Annotated in this window: 18 protein-coding genes; 13 read left to right on the forward strand and 5 right to left on the reverse strand. The window is 70.4% G+C overall.

The features are described 5' to 3' along the window. Positions 1-493: 493 nt before the first annotated feature. The 7 genes from ACWCP2_RS30870 (at position 494) to ACWCP2_RS30900 (ending at position 9,509) form a co-directional block, all read left to right on the forward strand. Positions 494-1,708 carry an ROK family transcriptional regulator gene (locus ACWCP2_RS30870; protein WP_450911854.1) on the forward strand — a complete coding sequence of 405 codons (1,215 nt, stop codon included), beginning with the start codon at positions 494-496 and terminating at the stop codon, positions 1,706-1,708. A 118-nt stretch (positions 1,709-1,826) separates the two neighbouring features. Beyond that, positions 1,827-2,942 (forward strand): substrate-binding domain-containing protein, encoded by a 1,116-nt coding sequence (locus ACWCP2_RS30875; RefSeq protein WP_450911855.1) that lies wholly within the window; start codon positions 1,827-1,829, stop codon positions 2,940-2,942. Positions 2,943-3,118: 176 nt separating this feature from the next. Then, the gene (locus ACWCP2_RS30880) at positions 3,119-3,907 is read left to right on the forward strand and encodes an ATP-binding cassette domain-containing protein (RefSeq protein WP_267752825.1); all 789 of its coding nucleotides are present in this window, start codon (positions 3,119-3,121) and stop codon (positions 3,905-3,907) included. Further along, positions 3,904-5,175: a sugar ABC transporter permease gene (locus ACWCP2_RS30885; RefSeq protein ID WP_450911856.1), complete on the forward strand. Its 1,272-nt coding sequence runs from the start codon at positions 3,904-3,906 to the stop codon at positions 5,173-5,175. Before ACWCP2_RS30880 ends, ACWCP2_RS30885 begins: the two co-directional genes overlap by 4 nt. 265 nt (positions 5,176-5,440) lie before the next feature. Beyond that, positions 5,441-7,357 (forward strand): 1-deoxy-D-xylulose-5-phosphate synthase, encoded by a 1,917-nt coding sequence (gene dxs, locus ACWCP2_RS30890; RefSeq protein ID WP_450911857.1) that lies wholly within the window; start codon positions 5,441-5,443, stop codon positions 7,355-7,357. Positions 7,358-7,458: 101 nt separating this feature from the next. Continuing rightward, on the forward strand, positions 7,459-8,973 hold the full coding sequence (locus ACWCP2_RS30895) for an amino acid permease (protein WP_450911858.1): 1,515 nt from the start codon (positions 7,459-7,461) through the stop codon (positions 8,971-8,973). A 20-nt stretch (positions 8,974-8,993) separates the two neighbouring features. Then, the gene (locus ACWCP2_RS30900) at positions 8,994-9,509 is read left to right on the forward strand and encodes a GNAT family N-acetyltransferase (protein WP_450911859.1); all 516 of its coding nucleotides are present in this window, start codon (positions 8,994-8,996) and stop codon (positions 9,507-9,509) included. Between the two features lie 72 nt (positions 9,510-9,581). Here ACWCP2_RS30900 and ACWCP2_RS30905 read toward each other — a convergent pair whose 3' ends face one another. Further along, the gene (locus tag ACWCP2_RS30905; protein WP_450911860.1) at positions 9,582-10,658 is read right to left on the reverse strand and encodes an LCP family protein; all 1,077 of its coding nucleotides are present in this window, start codon (positions 10,656-10,658) and stop codon (positions 9,582-9,584) included. Positions 10,659-10,917: 259 nt separating this feature from the next. Here ACWCP2_RS30905 and ACWCP2_RS30910 point away from each other — a divergent pair, with 259 nt between their 5' ends. The 6 genes from ACWCP2_RS30910 to ACWCP2_RS30935 all read left to right on the forward strand — a co-directional run bounded on the left by ACWCP2_RS30910 (position 10,918) and on the right by ACWCP2_RS30935 (position 21,042). Next, complete coding sequence (locus ACWCP2_RS30910; RefSeq protein ID WP_450911861.1) at positions 10,918-12,420, forward strand: hypothetical protein; 1,503 nt, start codon at positions 10,918-10,920, stop codon at positions 12,418-12,420. A gap of 216 nt (positions 12,421-12,636) precedes the next feature. Beyond that, entirely contained in the window at positions 12,637-13,818 is a 1,182-nt protein-coding gene (locus ACWCP2_RS30915; RefSeq protein ID WP_450911862.1) for a CDP-alcohol phosphatidyltransferase family protein, read from the forward strand. Next, entirely contained in the window at positions 13,815-18,254 is a 4,440-nt protein-coding gene (locus ACWCP2_RS30920) for a bifunctional glycosyltransferase/CDP-glycerol:glycerophosphate glycerophosphotransferase (protein WP_450911863.1), read from the forward strand. The genes ACWCP2_RS30915 and ACWCP2_RS30920 overlap by 4 nt, the downstream gene beginning before the upstream one ends. Before the next feature lie 19 nt (positions 18,255-18,273). Beyond that, positions 18,274-19,053: a rhamnogalacturonan acetylesterase gene (locus ACWCP2_RS30925; protein ID WP_450911864.1), complete on the forward strand. Its 780-nt coding sequence runs from the start codon at positions 18,274-18,276 to the stop codon at positions 19,051-19,053. An 8-nt stretch (positions 19,054-19,061) separates the two neighbouring features. After that, positions 19,062-19,790 (forward strand): hypothetical protein, encoded by a 729-nt coding sequence (locus ACWCP2_RS30930; RefSeq protein WP_450911865.1) that lies wholly within the window; start codon positions 19,062-19,064, stop codon positions 19,788-19,790. Then, positions 19,783-21,042, forward strand: coding sequence for a phosphodiester glycosidase family protein (locus tag ACWCP2_RS30935; protein WP_450911866.1), 1,260 nt, complete (start codon positions 19,783-19,785; stop codon positions 21,040-21,042). The genes ACWCP2_RS30930 and ACWCP2_RS30935 overlap by 8 nt, the downstream gene beginning before the upstream one ends. Before the next feature lie 110 nt (positions 21,043-21,152). On the opposite strand, the gene ACWCP2_RS30940 is transcribed toward ACWCP2_RS30935, so the two are convergent. The 4 genes from ACWCP2_RS30940 to ACWCP2_RS30955 form a co-directional block, all read right to left on the reverse strand. Further along, the gene (locus tag ACWCP2_RS30940; RefSeq protein WP_450911867.1) at positions 21,153-23,285 is read right to left on the reverse strand and encodes a 3-hydroxyacyl-CoA dehydrogenase NAD-binding domain-containing protein; all 2,133 of its coding nucleotides are present in this window, start codon (positions 23,283-23,285) and stop codon (positions 21,153-21,155) included. Then, entirely contained in the window at positions 23,282-24,508 is a 1,227-nt protein-coding gene (locus tag ACWCP2_RS30945) for a thiolase family protein (RefSeq protein WP_112447308.1), read from the reverse strand. Before ACWCP2_RS30945 ends, ACWCP2_RS30940 begins: the two co-directional genes overlap by 4 nt. Positions 24,509-24,639: 131 nt before the next feature. Beyond that, positions 24,640-25,413 (reverse strand): ferritin-like domain-containing protein, encoded by a 774-nt coding sequence (locus ACWCP2_RS30950; protein ID WP_450911868.1) that lies wholly within the window; start codon positions 25,411-25,413, stop codon positions 24,640-24,642. Between the two features lie 166 nt (positions 25,414-25,579). Continuing rightward, the gene (locus ACWCP2_RS30955) at positions 25,580-26,893 is read right to left on the reverse strand and encodes an HRDC domain-containing protein (RefSeq protein WP_450911869.1); all 1,314 of its coding nucleotides are present in this window, start codon (positions 26,891-26,893) and stop codon (positions 25,580-25,582) included. Positions 26,894-26,997: the final 104 nt, after the last annotated feature.

The following is a 26,997-nucleotide window of genomic DNA, read 5'->3' on the forward strand; positions in this document are numbered from 1 at the left end:
TGACGCGCGCCCGACGGAGACGTCAGGACGTGCGGAAGGGGTTACCGGGGTGGCGAAGATGAATGCAGAAACGCACGGAGGCGGCTCGGGGCCGCGGGCGTGCACACTCGAAGAGAGACCGGCCGCTCAGGGAGCTCAGCCGAAGAGAGCGCTGCAAGGACTTCGATCGGGACTCATCCCGAACACCTCCTCGCGTCGCGCTTCACGTACAGAGGGCGCCCGGACCCGGCCGTGAAGGCCGTGGAAGGTCCTGAAGACCAGCGCCACGGCGACCGTAGCACGATCAGGATGGAGGTTTCTCTCATACTTATGACCGGTAGTGGCCGATTCGTGCTGAGGCGGCCTCTTGACGTCACGAGGCGCAAAGGCTCGACTTAAGGTTCACAAGTTGGAGAGACGCCGGGGTCTCGTGTCAGCCGGAGCGCGCAGCCGCTGACGGCCCCGGCCGGGGGGCGACGGCTTGCCGTTGCTTATGGGCAGGAGTGGATGAGTCGTGCAGACTCCCGGATCGCAGTCTTCGCTGCATCGAGCCAACCTGGAGCGCGTCGTACGGGCGGTGCGGCTCGCCGGTTCGCTGACCCAGGCGGAGATCGCCCGGAGCACCGGACTGTCGGCGGCCACGGTCTCGAACATCGTCCGGGAGCTCAAGGAGGCCGGGACCGTCGAGGTCACGGACACCTCCGCCGGGGGCAGGCGGGCCCGCAGCGTCTCGCTCAGCGGTGACGCCGGCATCGTGATCGGCGTCGACTTCGGCCACACCCACCTGAGGGTGGCCGTGGGGAACCTGGCCCACCAGGTGCTGGCCGAGGAGTCCGAGCCGCTGGACGTGGACGCCTCCTGGGTCGACGGTTTCGACCGGGCGGAATCCCTGGTGGGACGGCTCGTCGAGGGTATCGGGATCGGCCGGGACAAGGTCATCGGGGTCGGGCTCGGCGTGCCGGGCCCCATCGACCTGGAATCCGGCACCCTGGGGTCCACCGCGATCCTGCCGGGGTGGGCCGGGATCAACCCGCGGCGCGAGCTCTCGCAGCGCCTGGGCGTACCCGTCTACGTGGACAACGACGCGAACCTCGGGGCGCTGGGGGAGCTGGTCTGGGGGAGCGGGCGCGGGGTCAAGGACCTGGCGTACATCAAGGTGGCGAGCGGTGTGGGCGCCGGTCTCGTGATCAACGGGCAGATCTACCGCGGACCCGGCGGCACGGCCGGCGAGATCGGGCACATCACGCTGGACGAATCGGGCCCGGTCTGCCGCTGCGGCAACCGCGGCTGCCTGGAGACCTTCGCCGCGGCCCGGTACGTGCTGCCGCTCCTGCAGAGCAGTCACGGACCGGAGTTGACGATGGAGCGGGTGGTGGAGCTGGCCCGTGACGGGGACCCCGGCTGCCGCCGGGTCATCACGGACGTGGGCCGCCACATCGGCAGCGGGGTGGCCAGTCTGTGCAACCTCCTGAACCCGAGCCGGGTGGTCCTGGGCGGCTCGCTCGCGGACGCCGGTGAACTGGTCCTGGCCCCCATCCGTGAATCCGTGGGGAGGTACGCGATCCCCAGTGCCGCCCGGCAACTGTCGGTGCTCACGGGGTCCCTGGGCGGGCGGGCCGAGGTGCTGGGAGCGCTGGCCCTCGTACTGAGTGAGATGGGCGATTCGACGCTTTTGGCGGAAAATGGGAGTGGGGTGCGAGCTCCCGCCGTCATGTCTTCAGTTAGATAACGGATGGCACCGTTGTCATCTCGTTAAGGATTCACTCCTTGACGGCAAACTTGCGGCCGGGGTTGACTCACATCCACCTCGGCCGCAGTGCTGCGGCCTCGTCAGGGAGGTTCAAGTAATGAACACGCGTATGCGCAGAGTTGCCGTCGCCGTCGCCGCCGGCACCATGGCCGTCTCGCTCGCCGCTTGTGGCAGCGCGAAGGAGTCCGGGGACAAGAAGGACAACGCCTCCGGAGCCGTCAAGGGCGGCGCGGTCAAGGTCGGGCTGCTCCTGCCGGAGAACCAGACCGCGCGTTACGAGAAGTTCGACAAGCCGCTCATCGAGAAGGCGGTCAAGGACCTCACCGCGGGCAAGGGCGAGGTCGTCTACGCCAACGCGAAGCAGGACGCGACCACGCAGAACTCGCAGGTCGACACGATGATCACCAACAAGGTGAACGTCCTGATCATCGACGCGGTGGACTCCAAGGCCATCGCCGGCTCGGTCAAGAAGGCCAAGGAGGCCGGCATCCCGGTCGTGGCCTACGACCGCCTCGCCGAGGGCCCGATCGACGCCTACACCTCCTTCGACAACGAAGAGGTCGGCAAGGTCCAGGGCAAGGCGCTCCTGGAGGCTCTGGGCACCAAGGCCAAGGACGGCCAGATCGTCATGATGAACGGCTCGGTCACCGACCCGAACGCCGCGCTGTTCAAGAAGGGCGCGCACTCCGTCCTCGACGGCCAGGTGAACGTCGGCAAGGAGTACGACACCGTCGAGTGGAAGCCGGAGAACGCCAACACCAACATGGCGGCCGCCCTCTCGGCGCTCGGCAAGGACAAGGTCATCGGCGTCTACTCCGCCAACGACGGCATGGCCGGCGGCATCATCACCGCCCTCAAGGCGGCCGGCGTCAACCCCCTGCCCCCGGTCACCGGCCAGGACGCCGAACTCGCGGGTGTGCAGCGGATCGTCGCGGGCGAGCAGTTCATGAGCGTCTACAAGCCGTACGCCCCCGAGGCCGAGGCCGCCGCGAAGATGGCCGTCGCCCTCGCCCAGGGCGAGTCGATCGCCACCACCGCCACGGCCAAGGTCGACAGCCCCACCACCAAGGGCGTCCCGTCCCTGCTGATCCCGGTCGTCTCGCTGACCAAGGCGAACGTCAAGGACACCGTCATCCGTGACAACGTCTACTCGGTCGACGAGATCTGCACCGACAAGTACGCGGCGGCCTGCGCCACCGCCGGCCTGAAGTAGGGCCCCCGCCGCTCGGTCCGCCGAGCGGCCCCCATGCCTGTCCGGCGCTCCCGCCTCCATCCCGCCACCGGCGGGGCGCCGGACAGAAACGTTTCTCTCAAGCACCTTCGTTTCACTCAAATCCCCCGTGGTCCTGCTCTTTTGCACGACATCCCCGCCGGTCAGGCGGCAAGGAGATGGTTCATGTGTCCGCTGCGCCCGTACTGGCGTTGCGCGGGGTCTCGAAGCGGTTCGGCGCCGTTCAGGCCCTCACCGACGTAGAACTCGAGATCCACTCCGGCGAGGTGGTCGCCCTCGTCGGCGACAACGGCGCCGGTAAGTCCACGCTGGTCAAGACGATCGCCGGCGTGCACCCCATCGATGACGGAGTCATCGAGTGGCAGGGCCGTCCGGTCTCGATCACCAAGCCCCACGACGCCCAGAACCTGGGCATCGCGACGGTCTACCAGGACCTCGCGCTGTGCGACAACATCGACGTCGTCGGCAACCTCTTCCTGGGACGCGAGCTCAAGCGCCGCGGCATCCTCGACGAGGTGGAGATGGAGCGGCGCGCACGCGAGCTCCTGACCACCCTGTCCATCCGGATACCCAGCGTCCGCATCCCCATCGCCTCGCTCTCCGGCGGCCAGCGCCAGACCGTGGCGATCGCCCGCTCCATGCTGGGCGAGCCCCAGCTCGTGATCCTCGACGAGCCCACCGCCGCCCTCGGCGTCGAGCAGACCGCACAGGTGCTCGACCTCGTCGAGCGGCTGCGCGAGCGCGGTCACGCCGTCATCCTCATCAGCCACAACATGGCCGATGTGAAGGCCGTGGCCGACAAGGTGGCCGTCCTGCGGCTGGGCCGCAACAACGGCGTCTTCTCCGTGAAGGACACGTCGCAGGAAGAGATCATCTCCGCCATCACCGGTGCCACGGACAACGCCGTGACCCGCCGGGCGGCCCGCACCGGGGAGGCCCGCAAGTGAGCACCCAGCACATAGACCCCGTCAATCCGGCCGCCGCCCACGACGCCATCCCGGCCGTGGACCCCCGCCTGCTCGTACGCGAGCAGGGTTTCGCCGGGTACGTGAACGAGTTCGGCCGCAAGCTCAAGGCGGGCGACCTGGGCTCCGTGCCCGTCGTCCTGGGCCTGATCATCATCTGGAGCATCTTCCAGGGGCTGAACTCGAACTTCCTCGGCCCCGAGAACCTCACCAACATCGCGATCACGATGACGGCCACCGGCATGATGGCGGTCGGCATCATCTTCGTCCTGCTGCTCGGCGAGATCGACCTCTCGGTCGGCTCGGTCAGCGGAGTCTCCGGCGCCATCGTGGCCGTCCTGTCGGTCACCCACGGCGTCAACGAGTGGCTGTCCATCCTCGCGGCGATCGTCGGAGGCGCCCTGATCGGCTCCCTCCACGGCTTCTTCTTCGCCAAGATCGGCGCCCCGGCCTTCGCCGTCACCCTGTCGGGCCTGCTCTTCTGGTCCGGCGCCATGCTCCAGATCCTCGGCAGCAACGGCACGATCAACCTCGACTCCGAGGGCGTGGTCGGGCAGCTGACCACGTACTTCTTCTCGGACGTGGCCGTCGGTTACGGGCTCGCCGCCCTCGCCGTGGTGGGCTATTTCCTCGCCACGTACTCCGACAACCGGCGCCGCGCCGCCGCGGGGGTCCCCTCCCGGCCGCTGGGCGAGCTCCTGCTGCGCACCGGGCTCCTCGCCGTGTTCACCTTCGGCCCGGCCGTGGTGTTCAACCAGTACAAGGGCCTGCCGCTGGCGGTCGTGCTCTTCGTGCTGGCCCTGGTCGCCACGGACTTCGTCCTGCGGCGCACCACCTTCGGCCGCCAGGTCTTCGCCCTCGGCGGCAGCGTCGAGGCCTCCCGGCGCGCCGGCATCAACGTCAACCGGGTCCGGATCACGGTCTTCGCGATCGCCGGCACCTTCGCGGCGATCGGTGGCCTCTTCTGGGCCTCCAAGATCGCGGCGGCCAACCAGAGCGCCGGCGCCGGCGACCTGCTGATGAACGTGATCGCGGCGGCCGTCATCGGCGGCACCAGCCTCTTCGGCGGCCGCGGCCGGACCTGGAACGCCCTCCTCGGCGTCATGGTCATCACCTCCATCCAGTACGGTCTGGCACTGGAGGGAATCGCGACGCCGATCCAGTACATGATCACCGGCGCGGTCCTCCTGGCCACCGTGGTGATCGACTCGGTCACCCGCAAGACGCAGAAGACGGCCGGGCGCGCCTGACCGGCGTGCACGGAGCGTGCCGCGGCGGTGAGACGCGGCGGTAAGAACCGTCACAGTGCCCGGTGCCACTTCGTGTGGCGCCGGGCACCTGTGCGTAGGCATGTCCGTACACATGTGCGGGTATAGCCCCGTTTGGGGGGTGTGACTCCGTGCTGATGTGTACAGGTATGACAAAGGTGTGACCTGACCGGGACCGCGCTTCACTGTCGCCCAAGCAGCGAACATTAGACTCGGCAGACCAGCAAGCGACTGCAAGGAGGCACGGGTGCTGCTGACCCGCATCAAGGGACCGCGCGATCTGGACCGGCTCAGCCAGGAGGAGCTCGAGCGGCTCGCCGCCGAGATCAGGACCTTCCTCGTCGACGCCGTCTCCAAGACCGGCGGGCACCTCGGCCCCAACCTCGGTGTCGTAGAGCTGACGATCGCTCTGCACAGGGTCTTCGACTCGCCCAAGGACAAGGTCCTCTTCGACACCGGCCACCAGGCCTACGTGCACAAGCTGCTCACCGGCCGCCAGGACTTCGGCGGCCTGCGCACCAAGGGCGGCCTGTCGGGCTACCCCTCGCGCGCCGAGTCCGAGCACGACGTGATCGAGAACTCGCACGCGTCCACCGTGCTCGGCTGGGCCGACGGCTTCGCGAAGGCCAACGAGGTGCTCGGCAAGGAGGACCACCACGTCGCCGCGGTGATCGGCGACGGGGCCCTCACGGGCGGCATGGCCTGGGAGGCGCTGAACAACATCGCCGCCGCCAAGGACCGCCCCCTGGTGATCGTCGTCAACGACAACGAGCGCTCGTACGGCCCCACCATCGGCGGCCTCGCGAACCACTTGGCGACCCTGCGCACCACGGACGGCTACGAGCGCTTCCTGGCCCGCGGCAAGGACCTCCTGGAGCGCACCCCGGTCGTCGGGAAGCCCCTCTACGAGACCCTGCACGGGGCCAAGAAGGGCCTCAAGGACTTCATCGCCCCGCAGGGCATGTTCGAGGACCTGGGCCTGAAGTACATCGGCCCCATCGACGGCCACGACATCGAGGCCCTGGAGTCGGCCCTGCAGCGCGCCAAGCGCTTCAGCGGCCCGGTCATCGTGCACTGCCTCACCCAGAAGGGCCGGGGCTACGAGCCGGCCGTCCAGGACGAGGCGGACCGTTTCCACGCGGTCGGCGTGATCCACCCGGACACCGGCCTGCCGGTCTCCACCGACGCCGCCAGCTGGACCTCCGTCTTCGCCGACGAGATGGTCAAGCTCGGCAGGGAGCGCAAGGACATCGTCGCGATCACCGCGGCCATGCTCCAGCCCGTCGGCCTGAAGAAGTTCGCCGACGCCTACCCGGACCGGATCTTCGACGTCGGCATCGCCGAGCAGCACGGTGCCACCTCGGCGGCGGGCCTGGCCTCCGGCGGCGCCCACCCGGTCTTCGCGGTGTACGCGACCTTCCTCAACCGCGCCTTCGACCAGGTCCTGATGGACGTCGCCCTGCACAAGTGCGGGGTCACCTTCGTCCTGGACCGCGCCGGTGTCACCGGCACCGACGGCGCCTCCCACAACGGCATGTGGGACATGTCCATCCTCCAGGTGGTCCCGGGCCTGCGCCTGGCCGCCCCGCGCGACGCGGAGCAGCTGCGCGCCCAGCTCAACGAGGCCGTCCTGGTCAAGGACGCGCCGACCGTGGTGCGCTTCTCCAAGGGCGTCGTCGGCCCGGCCGTCCCGGCCGTCGGGCGGATCGGCGGCATGGACGTGCTGCGCCGTCCGGCCGACGAGGTCACCCGGCCGGACGTACTGCTCGTCTCGGTCGGCGCGCTGGCCCCCATGTGCCTGGAGATCGCGGATCTGCTCGACAAGCAGGGGATCTCCACGACCGTGGTCGACCCCCGCTGGGTCAAGCCGGTGGACGAGGCCCTGGCCCCGCTCGCCGACCGCCACCGCGTGGTCGTGACCGTCGAGGACAACAGCCGCAGCGGCGGTGTGGGCTCCGCCGTCGCGCAGGCACTGCGGGACGCGGGGGTCGACGTACCGCTGCGTGACTTCGGCATTCCGCAGCGCTTCCTGGACCACGCGACGCGCAAGGAGGTCATGGCCGAGATCGGTCTGACCGCCCCGGACATCGCGCGGCAGGTCACCGGCCTGGTGGCCAAGCTGGACGGGCGCTACGACAGCGAGCCGGCCGCCACCGTCGACTGATCATCTGCGGTTGCACGTCACGGGCCGGGAGGTTCACCCTGGGAGGGTGGGCCTTCCGGCCCGTTTCGTTTCGATGCGGTCTGCCCTGCGGAGGTGCGTCGGTGAGCAGGAACCTGAACGGTCCCTTCCGTACGAAGTCTGTCGAGCAGTCGATCCTCGACACGGAAGAGCCGGAACACGCGCTCAAGAAGTCGCTCTCCTCCTGGGACCTGACCGTCTTCGGCGTCGGCGTGATCATCGGCACCGGCATCTTCGTCCTCACGGGCAAGGTCGCCAAGGAGACCGCCGGCCCCGCCACCGCCCTCGCGTTCGTCGCCGCCGGCATCGTGTGCGCGCTCGCCGCCCTGTGCTACGCCGAGTTCGCCTCGACCGTGCCGGTGGCCGGATCCGCGTACACCTTTTCGTACGCCTCGATCGGCGAGCTGCCCGCCTGGATCATCGGCTGGGACCTCGTGCTGGAGTTCGCACTCGGCACCGCGGTCGTGGCCGTCGGCTGGTCGGGGTACGTCCGCTCGCTCATGGACAACGCCGGGGTCCACCTGCCCGCCTCGCTCCAGGGACCCGACGTTCCGGGCGGCACCTTCGACCTGCTCGCCTTCGTCCTGGTCCTGGTCCTCACCGTGATCCTGGTCGTCGGGGTGAAGCTGTCCGCGCGGATCACCGCGGTGGTCGTGGCGATCAAGGTCACGGTGGTGCTCGTCGTGATCATCGCGGGCCTGTTCTTCATCACGAAGTCCAACTACACGCCGTTCATCCCGCCGGCCGAACCCCAGACGGGCGGCTCCGGACTGGACGCCCCCCTCGTCCAGCTCCTCTTCGGCTACGAGCCCACCAACTTCGGCGTCATGGGCATCTTCACCGCCGCCTCCGTGGTCTTCTTCGCCTTCATCGGCTTCGACGTGGTGGCCACCGCCGCCGAGGAGACCAAGCTGCCGCAGCGGGACATGCCGCGCGGCATCCTCGGCTCGCTGATCATCTGCACCGTGCTCTACGTGGCGGTCTCGATCGTGGTGACCGGCATGCAGAACTACAAGGAGCTCTCCGTCAGCGCCCCGCTGGCCGACGCCTTCAAATCCGCCGGCCATCCGGTCTACGGAGGCATCATCAGCTTCGGCGCCGCCGTGGGCCTGACCACGGTCTGCATGATCCTGCTGCTCGGCCAGACCCGGGTGTTCTTCGCGATGAGCCGCGACGGGCTGCTGCCGCGCTTCTTCTCGCGGACCCACCCGAAGTTCCGTACGCCCTACCGCCCGACGATCCTGCTCGGCGGCATCATCGCGGTCGTCGCCGGGTTCACCAGCATCAACGAGCTGGCGACCCTGGTGAACATCGGCACGCTCTTCGCCTTCGTGGTCGTCGCGCTCGGCGTGATGGTCCTGCGCCGCACCCGCCCCGACCTGCACCGGTCCTTCCGCACCCCGTGGGTGCCCTTCGTGCCGATCGTGTCGATCGCCGCGTCGGTCTGGCTGATGCTGAACCTGCCGGCCGAGACCTGGCTGCGGTTCGGGATCTGGATGGTCATCGGCTTCGTCGTCTACTTCTTCTACGGAAAGCAGCACAGCCGCCTGGGCCGGGGCGAGGGCATGACGGCGAACCCGGCGCGGGAAGGGCGCTGAGCACGTCCTACGGTGAGGCCATGGAGATCACCGTGGGACTGGAACCCTGGACGGAAGACGACTACTGGCTGCTGCTGCGCAAGAACGAGCCGGCCATGACGGAGCACCTGGGCGGTCCGGAGACCGAGGCCAGGCTCCAGGACCGCCACCGGCGCTACCTGGCGCTGAGCGCGCGGGAGCCGGGGGCCGGGCGGATGTTCCGGGTCGTCGCCGAGGGGGAGAGCGTGGGCAGCATCGGCTTCTGGGAGCGGGACTGGCAGGGCGAGGAGGTCTACGAGACCGGCTGGAGCATCCTCCCCGAGTTCCAGGGCCGCGGGCTCGCGGCCCGCGCGGCCCGGGCCCTCGTCGCCCACGCGGGCGTCCACGGCACCCGCCGCCACGTGCACGCCTTTCCGTCCGTCGACCACCCGGCCTCCAACGCGGTGTGCCGCGCGGCGGGATTCGTCCTCCTCGGGGAGGTGCGGTTCGAGTACCCGCCGGGGCAGTGGCACGCGAGCGGGAACTGGCGCGCGGCGCTGGGCGGCGGCGGTTCGTAGACGGGAAGGCTTGAGCCCCGACCCCCCACGGGGGCCGGGGCTCATCGATGCACGAGCCGGGGGCGGCGGCGGTCAGCCGCCCGTGGCGGGGGACTTCTTGGCCGCGGCCGGGATCGGGCGGTCGTTGCGCAGGGCCTCCCACAGCTGGCCGGACTGCGGCTCGGCTGCGATGACGCGGTTCCTGTCGACCTTGTCGTAGGCGACCGGCAGCATGATCGTCTCCATGGTCTCCGGATCCACGCCCTTCATGCTCTGGGCGAAGTCCGACAGGCCCTTGAGGGAGTCGAGTTCGGAGTCCGTGGTCAGTGCCTTGGTGCCGGCGTCGGCGAGCTTGTAGAGCCGGGCCGGGCTGCTGAGGACGTCCTGCTTCTTGATCTCCGACAGCATCGCGATCATGAACTTCTGCTGGAGGTCAATGCGTCCGAGGTCGCTGCCGTCGCCGTAACCGTGGCGGGTGCGAACGAACTTGAGCGAGTCCGTGCCGTTCAGGCGGTGCGTGCCGGCGTCGAGGTTCAGGCCGCCCTTGATGGGCTTGTCGAGAGTGACGTCCACACCGCCGAGCGCGTCCACGAGCTCCTTGAAGCCGGCGAACTCCACCTTCACCAGGTGGTCGACGCGGATGCCCGACATCGTCTCCACGGTCTTGACGACACAGGCGGGGCCACCGGTCCCGATGACGCTGTTGATCATGACGCGGTTCGCGCCCGCGATCGACTTGCCGTTCTTGTCCTTGCACTCCGGCCGGGTCACGAGGGTGTCGCGGGGGATGCTGATCGCGGTGGCCTTCTTACGGCCCTCGGGTATGTGCACCAGCATGTTGGTGTCCGAGCGCTGGCCGCTGACGTCGCCGTGATCGAGTTCACCGTTGGCGCCGTCGCGCGAGTCGGAGCCGAGCACCAGGATGTTCTGCCCGCTCTCCGGGACCTTCGCGGGCCGGTTGTCGGCACCGATCGTCTGGTTCAGGTCGACGCTGGCGATGTTCTTGTTGAGGTGGTTGTACGCCCACCAGCCGGTGCCTGCCGCTCCGAGCAGCAGCAGGACGAACACCACCAGGACGATCTTCATGACGCGGCGGCCGCGTGACCTGGGCGGACGCACCCCGCGCCGCCCGCTGTTCCGATGGCTGGGCGTGGCGGTCTGTTGGGTCATACTGCTCGAATCCTCGGGGCCTCGGTCGGCTGACTGACGGCGCGGTGGGCCGGATGCCGCTGCACTATAGGCAGATTTCCAACTCGAACGGGAGAGCGCCTATCGTTCCGGGGTCGGTACGGAGTGCATGAGCGCAGCCGCGAGGGGAATGGGGAGCGAGCCAATGGTCCGAGCGACCGGACGCCGGGCGAGACGCGGCGCCACGTCCCCCGAGCAGCCGTCGGGAGCCCCCCGTACGGGGCCGGCCCGGACCGCTCCAGTGGCGATCGTCGTGGCCGCGCCCGGTGACGCCGTCCCCCTGATCGCCTCGGAGCCCGACGGCTCGGTGATCGAGATCGTCTGCCTCGACGGAGCCGGCGAAGGCGAGCACCGTGCTCTGGAGGCGGCCGTGGCGCAGGCGCGCCGGCGCGGCTGCCGGTTCTCCGGGGACCCCTTCGTCCTGGACACCGCGGCGGGCAACCTCACGGGGCAGATCCTCGACGTGTTCCGCGAGACCGGCCCCGTCCGCGTCCGCACCCTCGACCCGGACCCCATGCACGTCAGCTACGACAAGGAGCGCAAGCTCCCGATCGTCACCGAGCCGCCGGCCCGCGGGAAGGCCGCGCGCAGCGCCCTGCGGGCGGCCCGCCGCTACCAGCGGGAGGCCGGCGTCCCCGTCTTCGTGGACTGCCGTGCGGCCGGTACGGATCCGGGGCTGCCCCCCGAGTCCGCCGGCCGGTACCCGCTGCCGTCCCGCTGGCTGGTCAGCGGGACCGACGGCCGGCTGACCGCGTACCTGCCCACGGCCGCCGGCGTCGTCCGGTGGACGGAAGGCCGCACCGAGGCCGAGGGGTGGAGCGGACCCGAGCTGCTCGAAGGGCCGGACCTCATGCCGGGGCTGACCGTGGTGCGGGGCCCCGAGGGGTACGCGTACCTGATCGGCATGCGCCGGACCAGCCGCAAGGACGGCGGCACCGAGATCGACGTGGTGTGCGCCGCCCAGTACCAGACCGGCCGGCCCCTCGGGCCCTGGGTCTCGCTCGGCAACCCCCACGGCACGTGGCAGGCGGTCCGCTCCATCGGCTTCCCGGTGGCCGCCTTCGCCGCCGACGGCTTCATGCACGTGTTCGTCCGCAACTTCGGGCGGGGCGTCAACGTGCGCACCCAGTCGCCGAAGGGGGCCCTGAGCGGCTGGGAGGCCCTGCGCGGGCGCAAGCTCTCCGACGAGATGGCCGCCTTCGCCTCGCCCGACGGCGGTGTGCACCTGGTGGCCCGGACCCATGGGGCCGACGCCGCCGTGCACTGGTACCGCGAGAGTGCGGCGTCGGGCTGGCAGGAGAATCCCCGGATCCCGGTGAGCATCCGCGCGGGGAGCCTTTCGGCCGCCCCGGAATCGGGGCTGGTGCGCTTCCGCTACGGGGCCACCAACGAGGTCTGCGTCTGGTGGCCGGGCGCCCATGCGCCGATGGGCCTCGGCGGACCGGACGGGGACGGACCGGTCGCCGGGGTGGTGGGGGCCGACATCCAGGGCTGGGGCTGCACGGTGCTCGTGCGCGGCGGCGACGGGGGAGTGCCGGCGATCGGCGCGCACCCGGACGGCCGGCCGGACACCGGGGTGTGGTGGTCGCCGTCGGGGGAGCGCTCCATCGTCCCGCCCGCCGCGGCCTTCGACAGCCAGGGCCGTGTGGTGATCGTCACGGTGGGAACGGACGGACGGCTGCGCGTCGCCCGGCAGCAACTGGGATCCGATGGCCTGGAGTTCACCTCCTGGCGTGTCCAGTAAGGGCGTTTCGTCGGGCCGTGTAGGGGTTTGCCGGACGAGGCTGCCGACTTCCGGCCTAGCTCGCGTCTGTAGCGTCTTGCTAAAGTCTGAAGAACGCCCTTTACCTGAACCGTAAGTGAATGGTTGGCGTCGCTGACCGCCATAAGCCGTCACACGTGATCACAGGATGAAGGTTCTGCCTGTACATCCCGTGCCGGTGTCGATGACTGAGGGGTTATGACCAAGCTGTCACTGAAGGCGGTCCAGAAGCTCACCTGCAAGAAGCGGGACGCCTGGTGGACGGTCCTTCTGGTCGACCCGATAGCGACCCGCCTCGTCTGCGTGCTGGCGCGATGGAACTTCGTCACGCCGAACCGCGTGACGTGGGCCGCGCTCTTCGTCGGCCTGGGTTCGGCGTACTTCTTCTTCCAGGGTGACTGGGTCTCGCTGTGCATAGGCGCCGCCCTGTACCACCTCAGCTTCATCCTCGACTGCATCGACGGCAAGCTCGCCCGCCTCAAGGGCAACGGCACCATCTTCGGCGGCTGGCTCGACTACGTCTTCGACCGCATCCGCGTCCTGATCTGCGCCCTGGCCCTGATGGGCGGACAGTTCGTCAAGCACGACGAAGAGATCTACCTGCTCGCGGCCCTCGTCGTGATCTTCCTCGACATGCTCCGCTACGTCGACGCCCTCCAGATCTACAAGATGCGCATGTCCATGCGCGCCAAGATCGCCGCCGTCACCCTCGCCCGCCAGGCGGAACAGGGAGTCGAGGAGGAGGAGCGCAAGGTCGTCTTCATCGAGGACCTGCTGCGCGAGAACCCCCTGGGCCAGGCGGACGAGCTCAAGCGCCAGAGCACCGACACCGAGCAGGCCGAGGTCATCGACCTGCACGAGCAGTTCCGCGAGAAGTTTCCCTGGTACGCGCGCGTGCGCCACGCGCTGGTGCAGAGCCGCATCCGGCCGCACCTCATCAGCGGCATCGAGTTCCAGATGTTCATCTTCATCGTCGGACCCGTCATCGGCCACATCCTGTGGACCACGACGGTGTCGGCCGCGCTGATGGGCGGCTTCGAGCTCGTCATCATGTTCAAGTTCTGGCTCTCCACCCGGGACTTCACGCGCACGATGGAACGCCTCGACCCCGCCAACATCCCGACGCGCGCCGGCTCCATCGCCGAGCACCTGCACGCGGGACGCCACCGCCGCCGGGGCGAGGACGCCCTGCGCGAGGTGGAGGAAGCCGCCCAGCGCTTCCCCGCCCCCGAGCCGTACGAGGACCCCGGCTTCGTGCCGTACCCCGCGCCCTACCCGGACGAGTACACGGGCACGGCAACGGACACCATGCAGCTCTCCAGGATTCCGGCCCAGGCGCTGGGTCCCGGCTACGTCGAACCGGAGCACTACTCTCGATGAGCTTCCCGGTCGACATATCGCACTACGGCGTCACCATCGTCATACCGGCCTTCAACGCCAGTGCCACCCTCGCCCGGGCCATGCAGTCGGCCCTGGCGCAGACGCACCGCGCCGTCGAGGTGCTCGTCGTCGACGACCGTTCCACCGACGGCACCCTCGCCCTCGCCCACCAGTTCGCGGCCCAGGACGGACGCGTCCGGGTCATCGAGCGGCCGCAGAACAGCGGCGGTTGCGGAGCCCCCCGCAACAACGGCATCGAGGCGGCCTCGGGGCAGTTCGTCATGTTCCTCGACGCCGACGACGAACTCCCGCTCAAGGCGGCCGAGACGCTCCTGTCCTCGGCGCTCGTGACGGGCTCGGAGATCACCGCCGGCCGGGTCGTGCGCATCAACCACGCCACGGACGAGGTCACCGTCTGGCAGCCCCAGCTGTACCCGGCCGACCAGACGGTCGCGGGCCTGGGCGGCATGCCCGAGCTGATCGACGACCCGATCGCCGCCGGAAAGCTGTACCGCCGCGACTTCCTCGACAACCACGGGATCCGCTTCCCCGAGGGCGTCTACTTCGAGGACACCTACTTCTCCACGGTCGCGAACTTCCACGCGCGCTCCTTCACCCTCCTCGCCACCCCGGTCTACCGGTGGATGTGGGAGCGGGAGTCCGACCAGCCGTCGATCACCAACCGCCGCCACGAGCTGCGCAGCATCCGCGACCGCGTCCTGGTGCACCAGTACACCGACAGCTTCCTGCGCAGCGTCGGCCGCCCGGACCTGCTGGCCCGCAAGGGCGCCAAGTTCCTCTCGCACGACCTGCGGCTGTACACGCCCGAGCTGCGCACCGGCGACCAGGCCTTCCACACCGGATTCCTCTCGGCCGTCGCCCCGTACCTGCACAGCCTCGACCAGGGCACCTTCGAACTGTGCGGCCCCATGGAGCGGATCCGCGCCTTCGGCCTCATGCACGGACGCGTCGACATCGCGGTCTCGGCCTCCGACTACATGAAGCGCCGCAGCGTCATCAGCTCCGACATCGTGGAGCGCGACGGCCGGGTGTTCTGGTCCGGGTCGCTGCTCGGCTACCCCGATGCCGAGCGCTTCCTCGAAGTCACCGAGCTGGAGCTGACCGGCCACAAGCTCGGCGACTCCCGCATGTACAACAAGGCCGAGTCGATCGAGATGGTCGACGGCGAGCTGCACGTCTCCGGCGCGATCCGCAACCAGTTCAGCCGGTTCGCCGCCGACGACAAGATCGAGCTCATCGCCGTGCTGCGCCGCCGCAGCACCAAGGCCGACCACCACTTCCCCGTCTCCGGCGTGGAGATCGACCGGGACTGGATCCGGTACCACACCACGATCGACCTCCAGGCCACCCTGGACAAGACCGACCGGGTGGGCAACTGGAACTTCTTCGTCCAGCTCCGGCACGCCGGCGAGCGGGTCTCCACCGCGCTGAACATCAGCGGTGTGGACGTCACCGGCATGCGGCACTCCTGCGCCGCGGGCGTCTTCGAGGTCTACGAGACCGTCAGCGGCAACCTGGGCCTGCGCCCCGAGACCGGGGAACAGCGGGTCAAGACCTCCGAGCGGGGCACCCCCTGGCTGTGGTGGCAGAGCGCGGCCCCGACCGGCCCCGTGGAACGGCCCGAGAGCTACGCCGCCACCCTCGTCGTCCACTGCCACAACGACGAGTACCACCTGCGCGAGTTCCTCGCCTCGCTCGTGGCCCAGCGCAGCTTCGCCCGCACCCAGGTGGTGTTCGTCGACGACGGATCGAACGACAGCACCGACCGGCAGCTCGCGGCCTTCGCCGCCTACTACCCCAACGCGCACGTCGTCACCCAGCACAGCCTGGGCTCCAGCGCCGCCTTCGACCACGGCCTGCAGTACGCCACCGCCCCCTACGTGATGTTCGCGCGCGCCCGCGACATCCTCGGCGAGGACTCCATCGGCCGGCTGCTCACGGCCGCCCGCAAGGTCAAGGGCGCCGACGTCGTCGCCGGACAGGCCGACAACTTCCCCGGCCCCTGGCGCAGCGAGGACGAGCCGTGGCAGCGGTACTTCACCGCCAAGGAGCCCGTCCGACGGCTGTCCGACGCCCCGTACCTCGTCTTCTCCACCCTCCTCGGCGGGAAGCTCTTCAAGACCTCCTACATACGGCAGCACGGCTTCCGCGGCGGCCCGGGCCCGGGTGTGGAGGACGACTGGTTCACCGTCCCGGCCGTGCTCTACGCGCGGGCCGTGGCCATCGCCCCGGACGCCCGCTTCTTCGAGCGCGACGAGCAGAACCAGAACTCGCTCTTCGACTCGCCCTGGAACGACCCCGTCAAAACGGTGGACCGGGTCCGGCTCGCCGCGCACGTCCTGGCCTCGGTCCAGGGATCCCCGCCGCGGACCCTCGTCCTGGCCCAGCGCTTCGTCGTCCGTACCCTCCAGCCCTACGTGCGCAACATGCACCGCATCATGAGCCGGCCCGAGCTCGCCTCGGTGCTGCCCCTGCTGGGTTCGGTCTACAGCCAGATCCCCGACGACGTGATCCTGCAGTACGCGGTCCACCCGCAGTCCAAGGTGCAGCACCACGCGATCGTCACGGGCAACCTCGACCTCTTCGCGGACCCGCTGGGCGCGCCGGAGTACCTGCCCACCCTCTTCCTCGACGAAGAGGGCGTCTACCGCCGGCTGGTGTCCGACCCGGTGCGCACCACGCTGCTGCGCGTGCCGCGGGCCAGCGCCGTCCTGGAGACCTTCGACTGGACCGGCGGCGAGATCCACTTCGAGGGGCTCCTCGTCCTCTCCGGCGTGGACATCAACGCCCGGTACACCAACGAGCTCCAGCTGGTGCTCTCCGACGGGCGGCGCGAGGTGACGCTCCCCGTGGAGCAGAACTACCGCCGCGACCGCTGGCGCACCCGCAGGAACCAGGACTGGTTCTCCGGCTGGCGCGCCACGGCCCGCCCGGGCACCCTCGACCGGCTGGCCAACGCCGAGCTGTCCATGGTGATCCGCGTCGTCGACCAGGACCGGCACCACGACGTCCCGCTGGCGGCCCGCCAGATGCTCCACCGCTTCAAGGGCGTGCACACCCGGGGCCGGCAGCGCTTCGTGGTGTCCATCGACGACCAGGAGCACGTGACCATCCGCTGGGTACGCGGGTTCTCTGCCCGGTGCAAGGACAAGCTGCGCCGGTTCAAGTGGGAGCTGCTCGGCTCGCTGCCGGGCCGCCCGGGCTGGCGCACGCGCCTCATGTACTGGCTCACGTACCCCTACCTGCACAACCGGGGCATCTGGATCATCGGCGAGCGCGAGGACACCGCCCAGGACAACAGCTACCACCTGTTCAAGTGGATCCGGCAGAACCGGCCCAAGACCAAGGTCTACTACTCGATCAACGGCGATTCCCCCGACTGGGACAAGGTCGCCCGGTACGGGCAGGTCATCGACCGGCTGTCATGGAAGCACCGCGCCTACCTGCTCCACGCGGAGCGGCTCATCAACGCCTACGACCTGGAGGCCTACCTGGGCTTCCCCGGTCTCCTCAAGCGGGCGTTCCTGCGCGGCTACGGCGACCTGCTGCGCTACAAGCGGGTGTTCCTCCAGCACGGAGTCGTCTACAACGACGTCGTGGCCTCCATCCACGGCCAGGCCACCAACGTCGACATGGTGCTCACCACCGGGCGCAGCGAGCGCTCCTACTACGCCGAGCACTGCGGCTACGGCTACGCGCGCGTCGCGGCGACCGGCCTGCCCCGCTTCGACGCCCTGGAGCCGGTGAACGGACCCCGCCGGATCCTGGTCATGCCGACCTGGCGCCGCGACATCGTGGCGCCCTCGTACAACAAGGCGGCCAAGCCCGAGATCCCGTTCGCGGCGTCCGAGTACTACCGGTTCTTCTCCGCGCTGCTGCGCAACGAGCGGCTGCTGAGCGCGATCCAGTACTACGGCGTGGAACTGGAGTTCATGCCGCACTACGAGATCCGCCCCTACCTGAACCACTTCAAGATCGACCACCCGTCGGTCACGGTGTCGACGACGGGCCGCGACGTGCAGCTCGCGATGCGCGAGTGCTCGATGCTGGTCACGGACTACTCCTCGGTGTTCTTCGACGTGGCGTACATGGGCAAGCCCATCGTCTACACGAACTTCGACGACGAGTCCTTCTACAGCAAGCACTACAAGCGGGGCTACTTCGACCTCGCGCGGGACGGCTTCGGACCGGCCTGCCGGACGGTCGACCACGCCGTCCACGAGATCATCGCCACCATCGAGCGGCAGTTCGAGGTGGAACCGCAGTACCGTCGGCGTGCCGAGGAGTTCTTCGTCCTGCGTGACACCTCCAACTGCGAACGGGCCTTCCAGGTCATCGAGTCCATGGACGCCAACATCGTCGGCGACCAGCGGGCGCAGCTGCACCTCGGGGCACGCGGCTTCGGGGAGTTCTGAGACACATGAAGGACGCACCATGACGGCAATCTTCCTGTCCGGCGGATCGAGCGTGTGCAGCCGCCCGGGCAGCATGGCCCCCATGACCGGCTGGGGACAGGCGTTGCCGATCTTCCTTCAGGGCGCGGACGTGATCAACTGCGCCCGGGCCGGTGCCAGCACCAAGAGCTTCATGGAGCGGGGCAGGCTCGGCTGGGTCGTGGAGCACCTCCGTCCCGGCGACCTGCACCTGATCTCCTTCGGGCTCAACGAGATGAAGCCCGGCGCGGACCTGTACACCGAGGCCTTCGGCGACCACCAGGAAAACCTGCGGCGCTACGTCGTCGAGACCCGGCTGGGCGGCGCCCACCCCGTGCTCGTCCCGAGCCAGGAGCGAGCGGTCTTCGACCGGTTCGGCAACCTCCGCCGGCCGCTGCATCTCTACCCCGCGGCGATGCGCGAGGTGGCGGCGCAGATGTCCGTCCCCGTGATCGACCTCAACGAGTGGACCGTCGCCTGGTGGCGGCAGCTCGGCCCGCAGGGCTGCAAGCAGGTCTTCCTCCACCTCGAACCGGGCGAGCACCCCAACTATCCGGACGGGGTGGCGGACAACACGCACCTGCGGCCGGTGGGCGCCGTGGAGTGCGCGCGGTTCGTGGCCGGCGAGCTGCGGTCGCGCGAGCTGCTGCCCGCCCCGTTCTTCCGCAACCTGGAGAACCAGTTCGACGCGAACCAGGCCGTGCAGTTCCCCGACGACGCCGAATTCGACCGGCTCACCAAGGACCGGGTCGGCGCGGCCATCGCGGGAGCGACGGCATGAGCGAAGGCATGAGAAGCGAAGCGGCCGCCTGGTTCCCCGTGGCCCGCGCCTGGATCAGCCTGGGCGGCCTCAGCGCCGTCCTCGACCTGGCGGCCTCGGCCGACCCCGGCCGGCCCCTGGTCCCCGGCCAGGAGTTCACCCTGGCCATGACCCTGACGCCCAGCGGCGGCGCGTACCGCACGTACGGCTACGTCCTCGGTGACACCCTGGGCGACGCGGTGGTCCTCGGTGACATGGCGGGCCTGCGCCTGCTGGAGAACGGCCGCTACATGGGCTTCGCCTCCGGCACCGAGGCCGTCACCCACACCTGCACCGTCAAGGTGAAGGCGGACGCCCCCGACGGTGCGACCATGCTCCCGCGCGTGGTGGTCGGCCTCATGCCCGCCGAGGGCGACAAGCTGATCCCCAGCTCCGGCATCGAGGACCAGGGGTTCTGGATCCGCCGCCACAGCATCCCCGGCCGCGCCCTGCACCTGCCCCCCGGCGGGCAGTTCACCCTGCCCCCGGACGCCGAACACGGACTGCGCCGCACCGGCGTGGGCATCCCCCGGCAGGGCATGCTGCACTGCGCCCCCGATGGCACGGTGGTCTACCAGGCCCCCGCGGCCTACCAGGGCTACGACTTCTTCACCTGCGCATACGAGGACGCGGCGGGACACCTCGTGCACGCGCACGTCACCGTCCGGATAGGCGACCCGGGCATGTCGCCGGGGGCACTGCGTGCCGTCCATGGGTAGGCGCCTGCGACTGGCGGCCGCCCTGGCCATGGCCGTGACGCTGGCGGGATGTTCGAGCGGATCGGGGTTCCCGGAGCCGGGTCAGTCCTCACGGGCACCGGTCCCGGAAGACGCGCTGCCCGAGGGGGTCACCTACAAGGAGTTCGTCCGCAAGCTCGACGGCCGCGCGGAGTCCCACATCAGGATGCTGGCGATCCGGACCGACGCCCGGGCCAGGGTCGGGGCCGTGCACGGCAAGTCCCTCGCCCACGCCGAGACCGTACGGGAGATGGCCGAGGCCGCCGGGGCGGTGGCCGCCGTCAACGCCTCCTACTTCGACATCGCCACCGGCAAGAACTACGGCGGCTACGACGGGGACCCGCTGGGCCTGTACGCCGAGGACGGGCGGCTCCTCAGCGAGGCGACGAACGGCCGGACGGCCCTGCTGCTCGGCACCCGCGACGGTCGGCTCGACGCCCGCATCGACGAGGTCACCACGGAGGGCCAGGTGATCTCGGACGACGGCGCACGCGCGGAGCTTGACGGCATCAACCGGGTCGCGGGCCGCGTCCTGGGCTGCGGCGGCGTCGGCGGCGACCGCCTGGCCGTCACGGAGGAGCCGATGGAGGAGCCGTACGGCGGTCTGTGCCTCGACGGCGACGAGCTCGTGGCCTTCACCGAGCAGTGGGGCGACCGTACTCCGCCCGGCGCTCCGGGCAGCACGGAGGCGGTCCTCGACGCCGACGGGCGGGTGGTGGACGTCCGCAAGCCCGCCGGCGGGCGGATACCCGCGAAGGGGAGCACGCTCTACGCCACGGGCGAGGGAGCCGACTGGCTGCGGGCCCACGCCCGCAGGGGCGACCGGATCAAGCGTTCCGTCCAGATGAACGACATGGTCGGACTGCCCCTGGACGGTGACGTCGAGACGGCCGTGGGCGGCCGCTACCGGCTGCTGAAGGACGGGGAGTCCGCGCTGGGCGCCGCCGCCTCCACCCCGCGCAAGGCCCCGCGCACCGTGGCCGGCATCACCGAGGACGGCGCGCTGCTCCTGGTCACCATCGACGGCCGCAACCCCGGTGTGGACGCCGGAGCCACGCTCGCCGAGGCCGCCGAGCTCATGGCCTCGCTCGGCGCCCAGGACGCCATCGGCCTCGACGGCGGCGGGTCCACGACCATGGTCGTACGGGGGGAAGTGCGCAACAACCCCCGGGAGAACCCGGGTGACGTCATCGAGCGGCCCGTGGCCAACGCGCTGGCCGTCTTCCCGCGCTGAGCACCACCCCCGCCACGCACCACTTCCGCCACGCGAAACGGCCGGTGCCGCACCACCCCCGCAGGGGCGGTACGGCACCGGCCGCAGCCGTCGGGCGGGATCGGACCGGATCAGACCGGAACGCTCGCCAGGCCCGGGGCCAGGAACTTCTTGCCGTTCACCCGCTCGGAGACGCCCTCGCGGTCCAGGTACGGCGTGACACCGCCCAGGTGGAAGGGCCAGCCCGCACCCGTGATGAGGCAGAGGTCGATGTCCTGGGCCTCGGCCACGACACCCTCCTCCAGCATCAGGCCGATCTCCTGCGCCACCGCGTCCAGGACGCGGTCGCGGACCTGCTCCTCGGTCAGGACGACATCGCCCTGGACGAGGAGGGCGGCGACCTCGGGGTCCAGCTCCGGCTTGCCGGAGTCGTAGACGTAGAAGCCGCGCTTGCCGGCCTTGACGACCGCGGCCAGGTTCGGCGAGACGGTGAAGCGCTCCGGGAAGGAGCGGTTCAGGGTCTCGGAGACGTGCAGACCGATCGCCGGGCCCACGAGCTCCAGCAGCACCAGCGGGGACATCGGCAGGCCGAGCGGCTCGATGGCCTTCTCGGCGGTGACCACCGGGGTGCCCTCGTCGATGACGTTCTGGATCTCGCCCATGAAGCGGGTCAGGATGCGGTTCACGACGAACGCCGGGGCGTCCTTCGTGAGGACCGCGGTCTTCTTCAGCTTCCGCGCGACACCGAAGGCCGTGGCCAGCGAGGCGTCGTCGGTCTGCTCACCGCGGACGATCTCCAGCAGCGGGAGGATGGCGACCGGGTTGAAGAAGTGGAAGCCGACCACGCGCTCCGGGTGCTGGAGCTTGGAGGCCATCTCCGAGACCGACAGCGAGGAGGTGTTGGTGGCGAGGATCGCGTGCGCCGGGGCGACCGCCTCGACCTCCGCGAACACCTTCTGCTTGACGGACATCTCCTCGAACACGGCCTCGATGATGAAGTCCGCGTCCGCGAAGCCCTCGGCCTTGTCCAGGACACCGGTCACCAGGGCGGTCAGGCGGTTGGCCTTGTCCTGGTTGATCCGGCCCTTGCCGAGCAGCTTCTGGATCTCGGCGTGGACGTAGCCCACACCCTTGTCCACGCGCTCCTGGTCGATGTCGGTGAGGACCACCGGCACCTCCAGGCGGCGCAGGAACAGCAGCGCCAGCTGCGAGGCCATCAGGCCCGCGCCGACGACGCCGACCTTGGTGACCTGGCGGGCCAGGTTCTTGTCCGGGGCGCCGGCCGGGCGCTTGGCGCGCTTCTGGACCAGGTTGAAGGCGTAGATGCCGGAGCGCAGTTCGCCGCCCATGATGAGGTCGGCCAGGGCCGCGTCCTCGGCGTCGAAGCCCTTCTGCAGGTCGCCGTCCTTGGCCGCCTCGATGATCTCCAGCGCGCGGTAGGCGGCCGGGGCCGCGCCGTGCACCTTGGAGTCCGCGATGAAGCGGCCGCGGGCGACCGCCGCGTCCCAGGCCTCGCCGCGGTCGATCTCGTCGCGTACGACCTCGGTCTCGCCCTTCAGCACGCGGGCGGTCCACAGGAGCGACTGCTCCAGGAAGTCCGCGCCCTCGAACAGCGCGTCCGCGATGCCCAGTTCGAAGACCTGCTTGCCCTTGAGCTGGCGGTTCTGGTTCAGCGAGTTCTCGATGATGACCGAGACCGCGCGGTCCGCGCCGATCAGGTTCGGCAGCAGGGCGCAGCCGCCCCAGCCGGGAACCAGGCCGAGGAAGACCTCGGGCAGCGAGAAGGCGGGGATGGCCTTGGAGACGGTGCGGTAGGTGCAGTGCAGACCGACCTCGACACCGCCGCCCATCGCCGCGCCGTTGTAGTAGGCGAAGGTGGGGACGGCCAGCGCCGAAAGGCGCTTGAAGACGTCGTGGCCGCCCTTGCCGATGGCGAGCGCCTCGTCGTGCTGCTTGAGCAGCTCGACGCCCTTGAGGTCGGCGCCGACCGCGAAGATGAAGGGCTTGCCGGTGATGCCCGCACCGACGATGGAGCCTGCGAGGGCCTCCTGCTCGACCTGGTCGATCGCCGCGTTCAGGTTGGCGAGGGACTGCGGGCCGAAGGTGGTCGGCTTGGTGTGGTCCAGGCCGTTGTCCAGCGTGACGAGCGCGAAGCGCCCGGCGCCGAAGGGCAGGTCCAGGTGGCGTACGAGCGCGCGCGTGACGACCTCGTCCGGGAACAGCTCGGCCGCGCCCTTCAGGAGCTCAGTGGTGGTGGTGCTCACTTGCTGTCTCCCTCGGCGGTGAAGTTCGGGTTCTCCCAGACGACGGTCGCGCCCATGCCGAAGCCGACGCACATGGTGGTCAGGCCGTAGCGGACCTCCGGCTGCTCCTCGAACTGACGGGCCAGCTGGGTCATCAGGCGCACGCCGGAGGAGGCGAGCGGGTGACCGAAGGCGATGGCCCCGCCGTACTGGTTGACGCGGGCGTCGTCGTCGGCGATGCCGTAGTGCTCCAGGAACGCGAGGACCTGGACCGCGAAGGCCTCGTTGACCTCGAAGAGGCCGATGTCGTCGATCGTCAGACCGGCCTGCGCCAGCGCCTTCTCGGTGGCCGGGATCGGGCCGTAGCCCATGACCTCCGGCTCGACACCCGCGAAGGAGTACGAGACCAGGCGCATCTTGACCGGGAGGTTGTTCTCGCGGGCGAAGTCCTCGGACGCGATGATCGCGGCCGTGGCACCGTCGTTGAGACCGGCGGCGTTGCCCGCGGTGACGTTGCCGTGGACCCGGAACGGGGTCTTGAGGCCCGCCAGGTTCTCCAGGGTGGTCCCCGGACGCATCGGCTCGTCGGCGGTGACCAGGCCCCAGCCCGTCTCACCGGCCGCCTCGTTGTTGTTGCGCACCGAGATCGGCACCAGGTCCTGCTGGATCTTGCCGTCTGCGTACGCCTTGGCGGCCTTCTCCTGCGAGCGCACGGCGTACTCGTCGGCGCGGAGCTTGGTGATCGTCGGGTACCGGTCGTGCAGGTTCTCGGCGGTCATGCCCATGAACAGGGCGGACTCGTCGACCAGCTTCTCGGAGACGAAGCGCGGGTTCGGGTCCACGCCCTCGCCCATGGGGTGGCGGCCCATGTGCTCGACACCGCCGGCGAGGGCGACGTCGTACGCACCGAAGGCCACGCCGCCCGCGACGGCGGTCACGGCGGTGAGCGCGCCGGCGCACATGCGGTCGATGGAGTAGCCCGGGACGGACTGCGGCAGGCCCGCGAGAATGCCGGCCGTGCGGCCCAGCGTCAGGCCCTGGTCGCCGATCTGCGTGGTCGCGGCGATGGCGACCTCGTCGATCTTCGCGGGATCCAGGTCCGGGTTGCGGCGCAGCAGCTCCCGGATGGCCTTGACGACGAGGTCGTCGGCGCGGGTCTCGTTGTAGATGCCCTTCGGGCCCGCCTTGCCGAACGGGGTGCGGACGCCGTCGACGAAGACGACGTCCCTGACGGTACGAGGCACGTTGGCTCTCCTCCAGGTGCGGGTGTGCACTGCTGCGCGGGGGCGCTCCCGATGACTGAGCGCCCGCTCACCTCATCATGCTACTTGTCGGTAACCGGCATGCACACCCCCCTCGGAAGGAGCGGCGAAGGTCACACTCCGCCGCCCCGCCGCATGCGCGGCGCGAAGGAGCGCGGGGCGGCGGTGGAGGCCGTGGTGGCGGCCGCCATGGCGGCGGCCATGGGGGCCGAGGCGTGGACGGTGTCCGCGACGAAGGTCCGGCGGCCGACGCCCAGGGTGCGCAGGGCCGGGCCGTGGTCCACGGCGACCACCACGGCCGCGGCGGCCAGCACGGCCCGCCAGGCCGTCACCGCCACCCGGCGGGCGGGGGCCGGCAGGGGGGCCAGGGCCTCGCGCAGGCGCAGGCAGTGGAAGGGGACGTGGCGTTCCTCGTCGGCCAGGATGCGGCCCGCGACCTCCGAGGCCAGTGGATCGGCGGCCCCGTCGCGCACGGCCCGGTAGTACCGCAGCGCCACCGCCTCCGCCACCATCAGGACGAGCAGCTCCACGCGCAGGCCCAGCAGCCGCCGCAGCCGGACGAACACGGTGTCGCTCCAGTGCCCGGCCAGGGTCCCCGCGCCCCCGGCCGCCAGCAGCAGGGCCAGCATCCGGGCGTGGTTCTGCTCCTCCGCCACGAAGAGCCGTACGGCCCGTGCGTACACCGGATCGCCCGCCCGGTCGGCCTTGCCGATCAGCGCGGAGCCGTCCCCGTCCTCCCCGACCTGGAACCGCTGCAGGCTCCGGACCAGCTCCGCGGGGAGTGCGGCGGTCCGGTTCCAGTCCGGATCGCCGCGCTCGGCCCGCCGCTCCCGCTCGGCCTCGAAGTCGGCCAGCCACGTGTCGTGTCCCCACCCATGTTTGATCACGTTCAAAATCTAGGAGGCTTTGAGCGTGTTCAAAAGGAGTCGGGCCCCGCTGTAGCGGAACCGGGACATGACGGAGCCCCCCGGCCGAAGGGCCGAGGGGCTGAAGGGCGCGAGGGCTGAAGGGCCGGAGGGCTCCGCCATGGCCGCGGGCGCGGCCGTGGGTGCGTCAGTCCTCGGGCGCGGGCTCCGGAGCCGCCGCGGGCGGGGTCGCGGCCAGCGCCGTGACCAGGGCGTCCGTCACCTGCTCGATCTGCCACGGGCGGGCTCCGTAGCCCGCCAGGGCCTCGGCCACCGCGTCGGCCTCCAGCCGCAGCGGCGGCTCCCAGCACAGCCGGCGGACCGTGTCGGGAGTGATCAGGTTCTCCTGCGGCAGGTTCAGCCCCTCCGCCAGCGCCGACACGGCCGTCCGGGCCGCGGCCAGCCGCGCCGCGGCCTCCGGGTCCTTGTCCGCCCAGGAACGCGGCGGCGGCGGACCCGCCGGGGTCGCCCCCGGCAGCGGCAGTTCGGCCTCGGGCAGGGCCTTCGCCCGTTCCACGGCCGCCATCCACTGGTCCAGCTGGCGCCGGCCCATGCGCTGCCCGTAGCCGGGCAGGGCGGAGAGGGCCTGTACGTTCAGCGGCATGGCGAGCGCGGCCTCGACGATCGCGGCGTCACCCAGCACCTTGCCCGGTGACACGTCACGTCGCTGCGCGATCCGGTCCCGGGACTCCCACAGCTCCCGGACCACGGCCATCTGCCGGCGCCGGCGCACCTTGTGCATGCCGGACGTACGGCGCCACGGGTCCTTGCGCGGCGGTGCGGGCGGTGCGGCGCAGATGGCGTCGAACTCCTGGTGGGCCCAGTCCAGCTTGCCCTGCCGGTCCAGCTCCTTCTCCAGCGCGTCCCTCAGGTCCACGAGCAGCTCCACGTCGAGCGCGGCGTAGCGCAGCCACGGCTCGGGGAGCGGACGGGTCGACCAGTCGACGGCGGAGTGGCCCTTCTCCAGCGAGTAGCCGAGGACCCCCTCGACCATCGCGCCGAGTCCGACCCGCGGGAAGCCGGCGAGGCGGCCGGCCAGCTCGGTGTCGAAGAGGGAGGTGGGCGCCATGCCTATTTCGCGCAGGCAGGGCAGGTCCTGGGTGGCGGCGTGCAGGATCCACTCGGTGCCGGACAGGGCCTCTCCCAGGGAGGAGAGGTCGGGGCAGCCCACCGGGTCGATCAGTGCGGAGCCCGCGCCTTCGCGGCGCAGCTGTACGAGGTAGGCGCGCTGGCCGTAGCGGTAGCCGGAGGCGCGCTCGGCGTCCACGGCGACGGGGCCGGTGCCCGCGGCGAAGGCCGCGACCACCTCGGCGAGCGCGGCGGCATCGGCGACCACCGGAGGGATGCCCTCGCGCGGTTCTAGCAAGGGAATCGGCAGCCCGTCGGACGAAACCTCGTCGTCCGGGGGGCCGCCCCCGGTGGTGGTGCGCAGGCCTGCTGCGGTTTCTTGGGCGTCGGTCACCGGTCAAGGGTATCCGTGGCACCCTCGGCCGACGAGTCGGCCATTGCGGAGCCGGCGGCACCGGCCGCGGCGAGACCAGCGGTGGCCAGGACCAGGGCGGCCTT

This window comes from Streptomyces sp. NPDC002104 (genome assembly GCF_053593795.1).

Coding starts and splice junctions, on each gene's coding strand:
- ACWCP2_RS30875 (WP_450911855.1), top strand. CDS start 1,827: ATGAACACGCGTATGCGCAGAGTTGCCGTCGCCGTCGCCGCCGGCACC.
- ACWCP2_RS30880 (WP_267752825.1), top strand. CDS start 3,119: ATGGTTCATGTGTCCGCTGCGCCCGTACTGGCGTTGCGCGGGGTCTCG.
- ACWCP2_RS30900 (WP_450911859.1), top strand. CDS start 8,994: ATGGAGATCACCGTGGGACTGGAACCCTGGACGGAAGACGACTACTGG.
- ACWCP2_RS30905 (WP_450911860.1), bottom strand. CDS start 10,658: ATGACCCAACAGACCGCCACGCCCAGCCATCGGAACAGCGGGCGGCGC.
- ACWCP2_RS30915 (WP_450911862.1), top strand. CDS start 12,637: ATGACCAAGCTGTCACTGAAGGCGGTCCAGAAGCTCACCTGCAAGAAG.
- ACWCP2_RS30920 (WP_450911863.1), top strand. CDS start 13,815: ATGAGCTTCCCGGTCGACATATCGCACTACGGCGTCACCATCGTCATA.
- ACWCP2_RS30925 (WP_450911864.1), top strand. CDS start 18,274: ATGACGGCAATCTTCCTGTCCGGCGGATCGAGCGTGTGCAGCCGCCCG.
- ACWCP2_RS30930 (WP_450911865.1), top strand. CDS start 19,062: ATGAGAAGCGAAGCGGCCGCCTGGTTCCCCGTGGCCCGCGCCTGGATC.
- ACWCP2_RS30935 (WP_450911866.1), top strand. CDS start 19,783: ATGGGTAGGCGCCTGCGACTGGCGGCCGCCCTGGCCATGGCCGTGACG.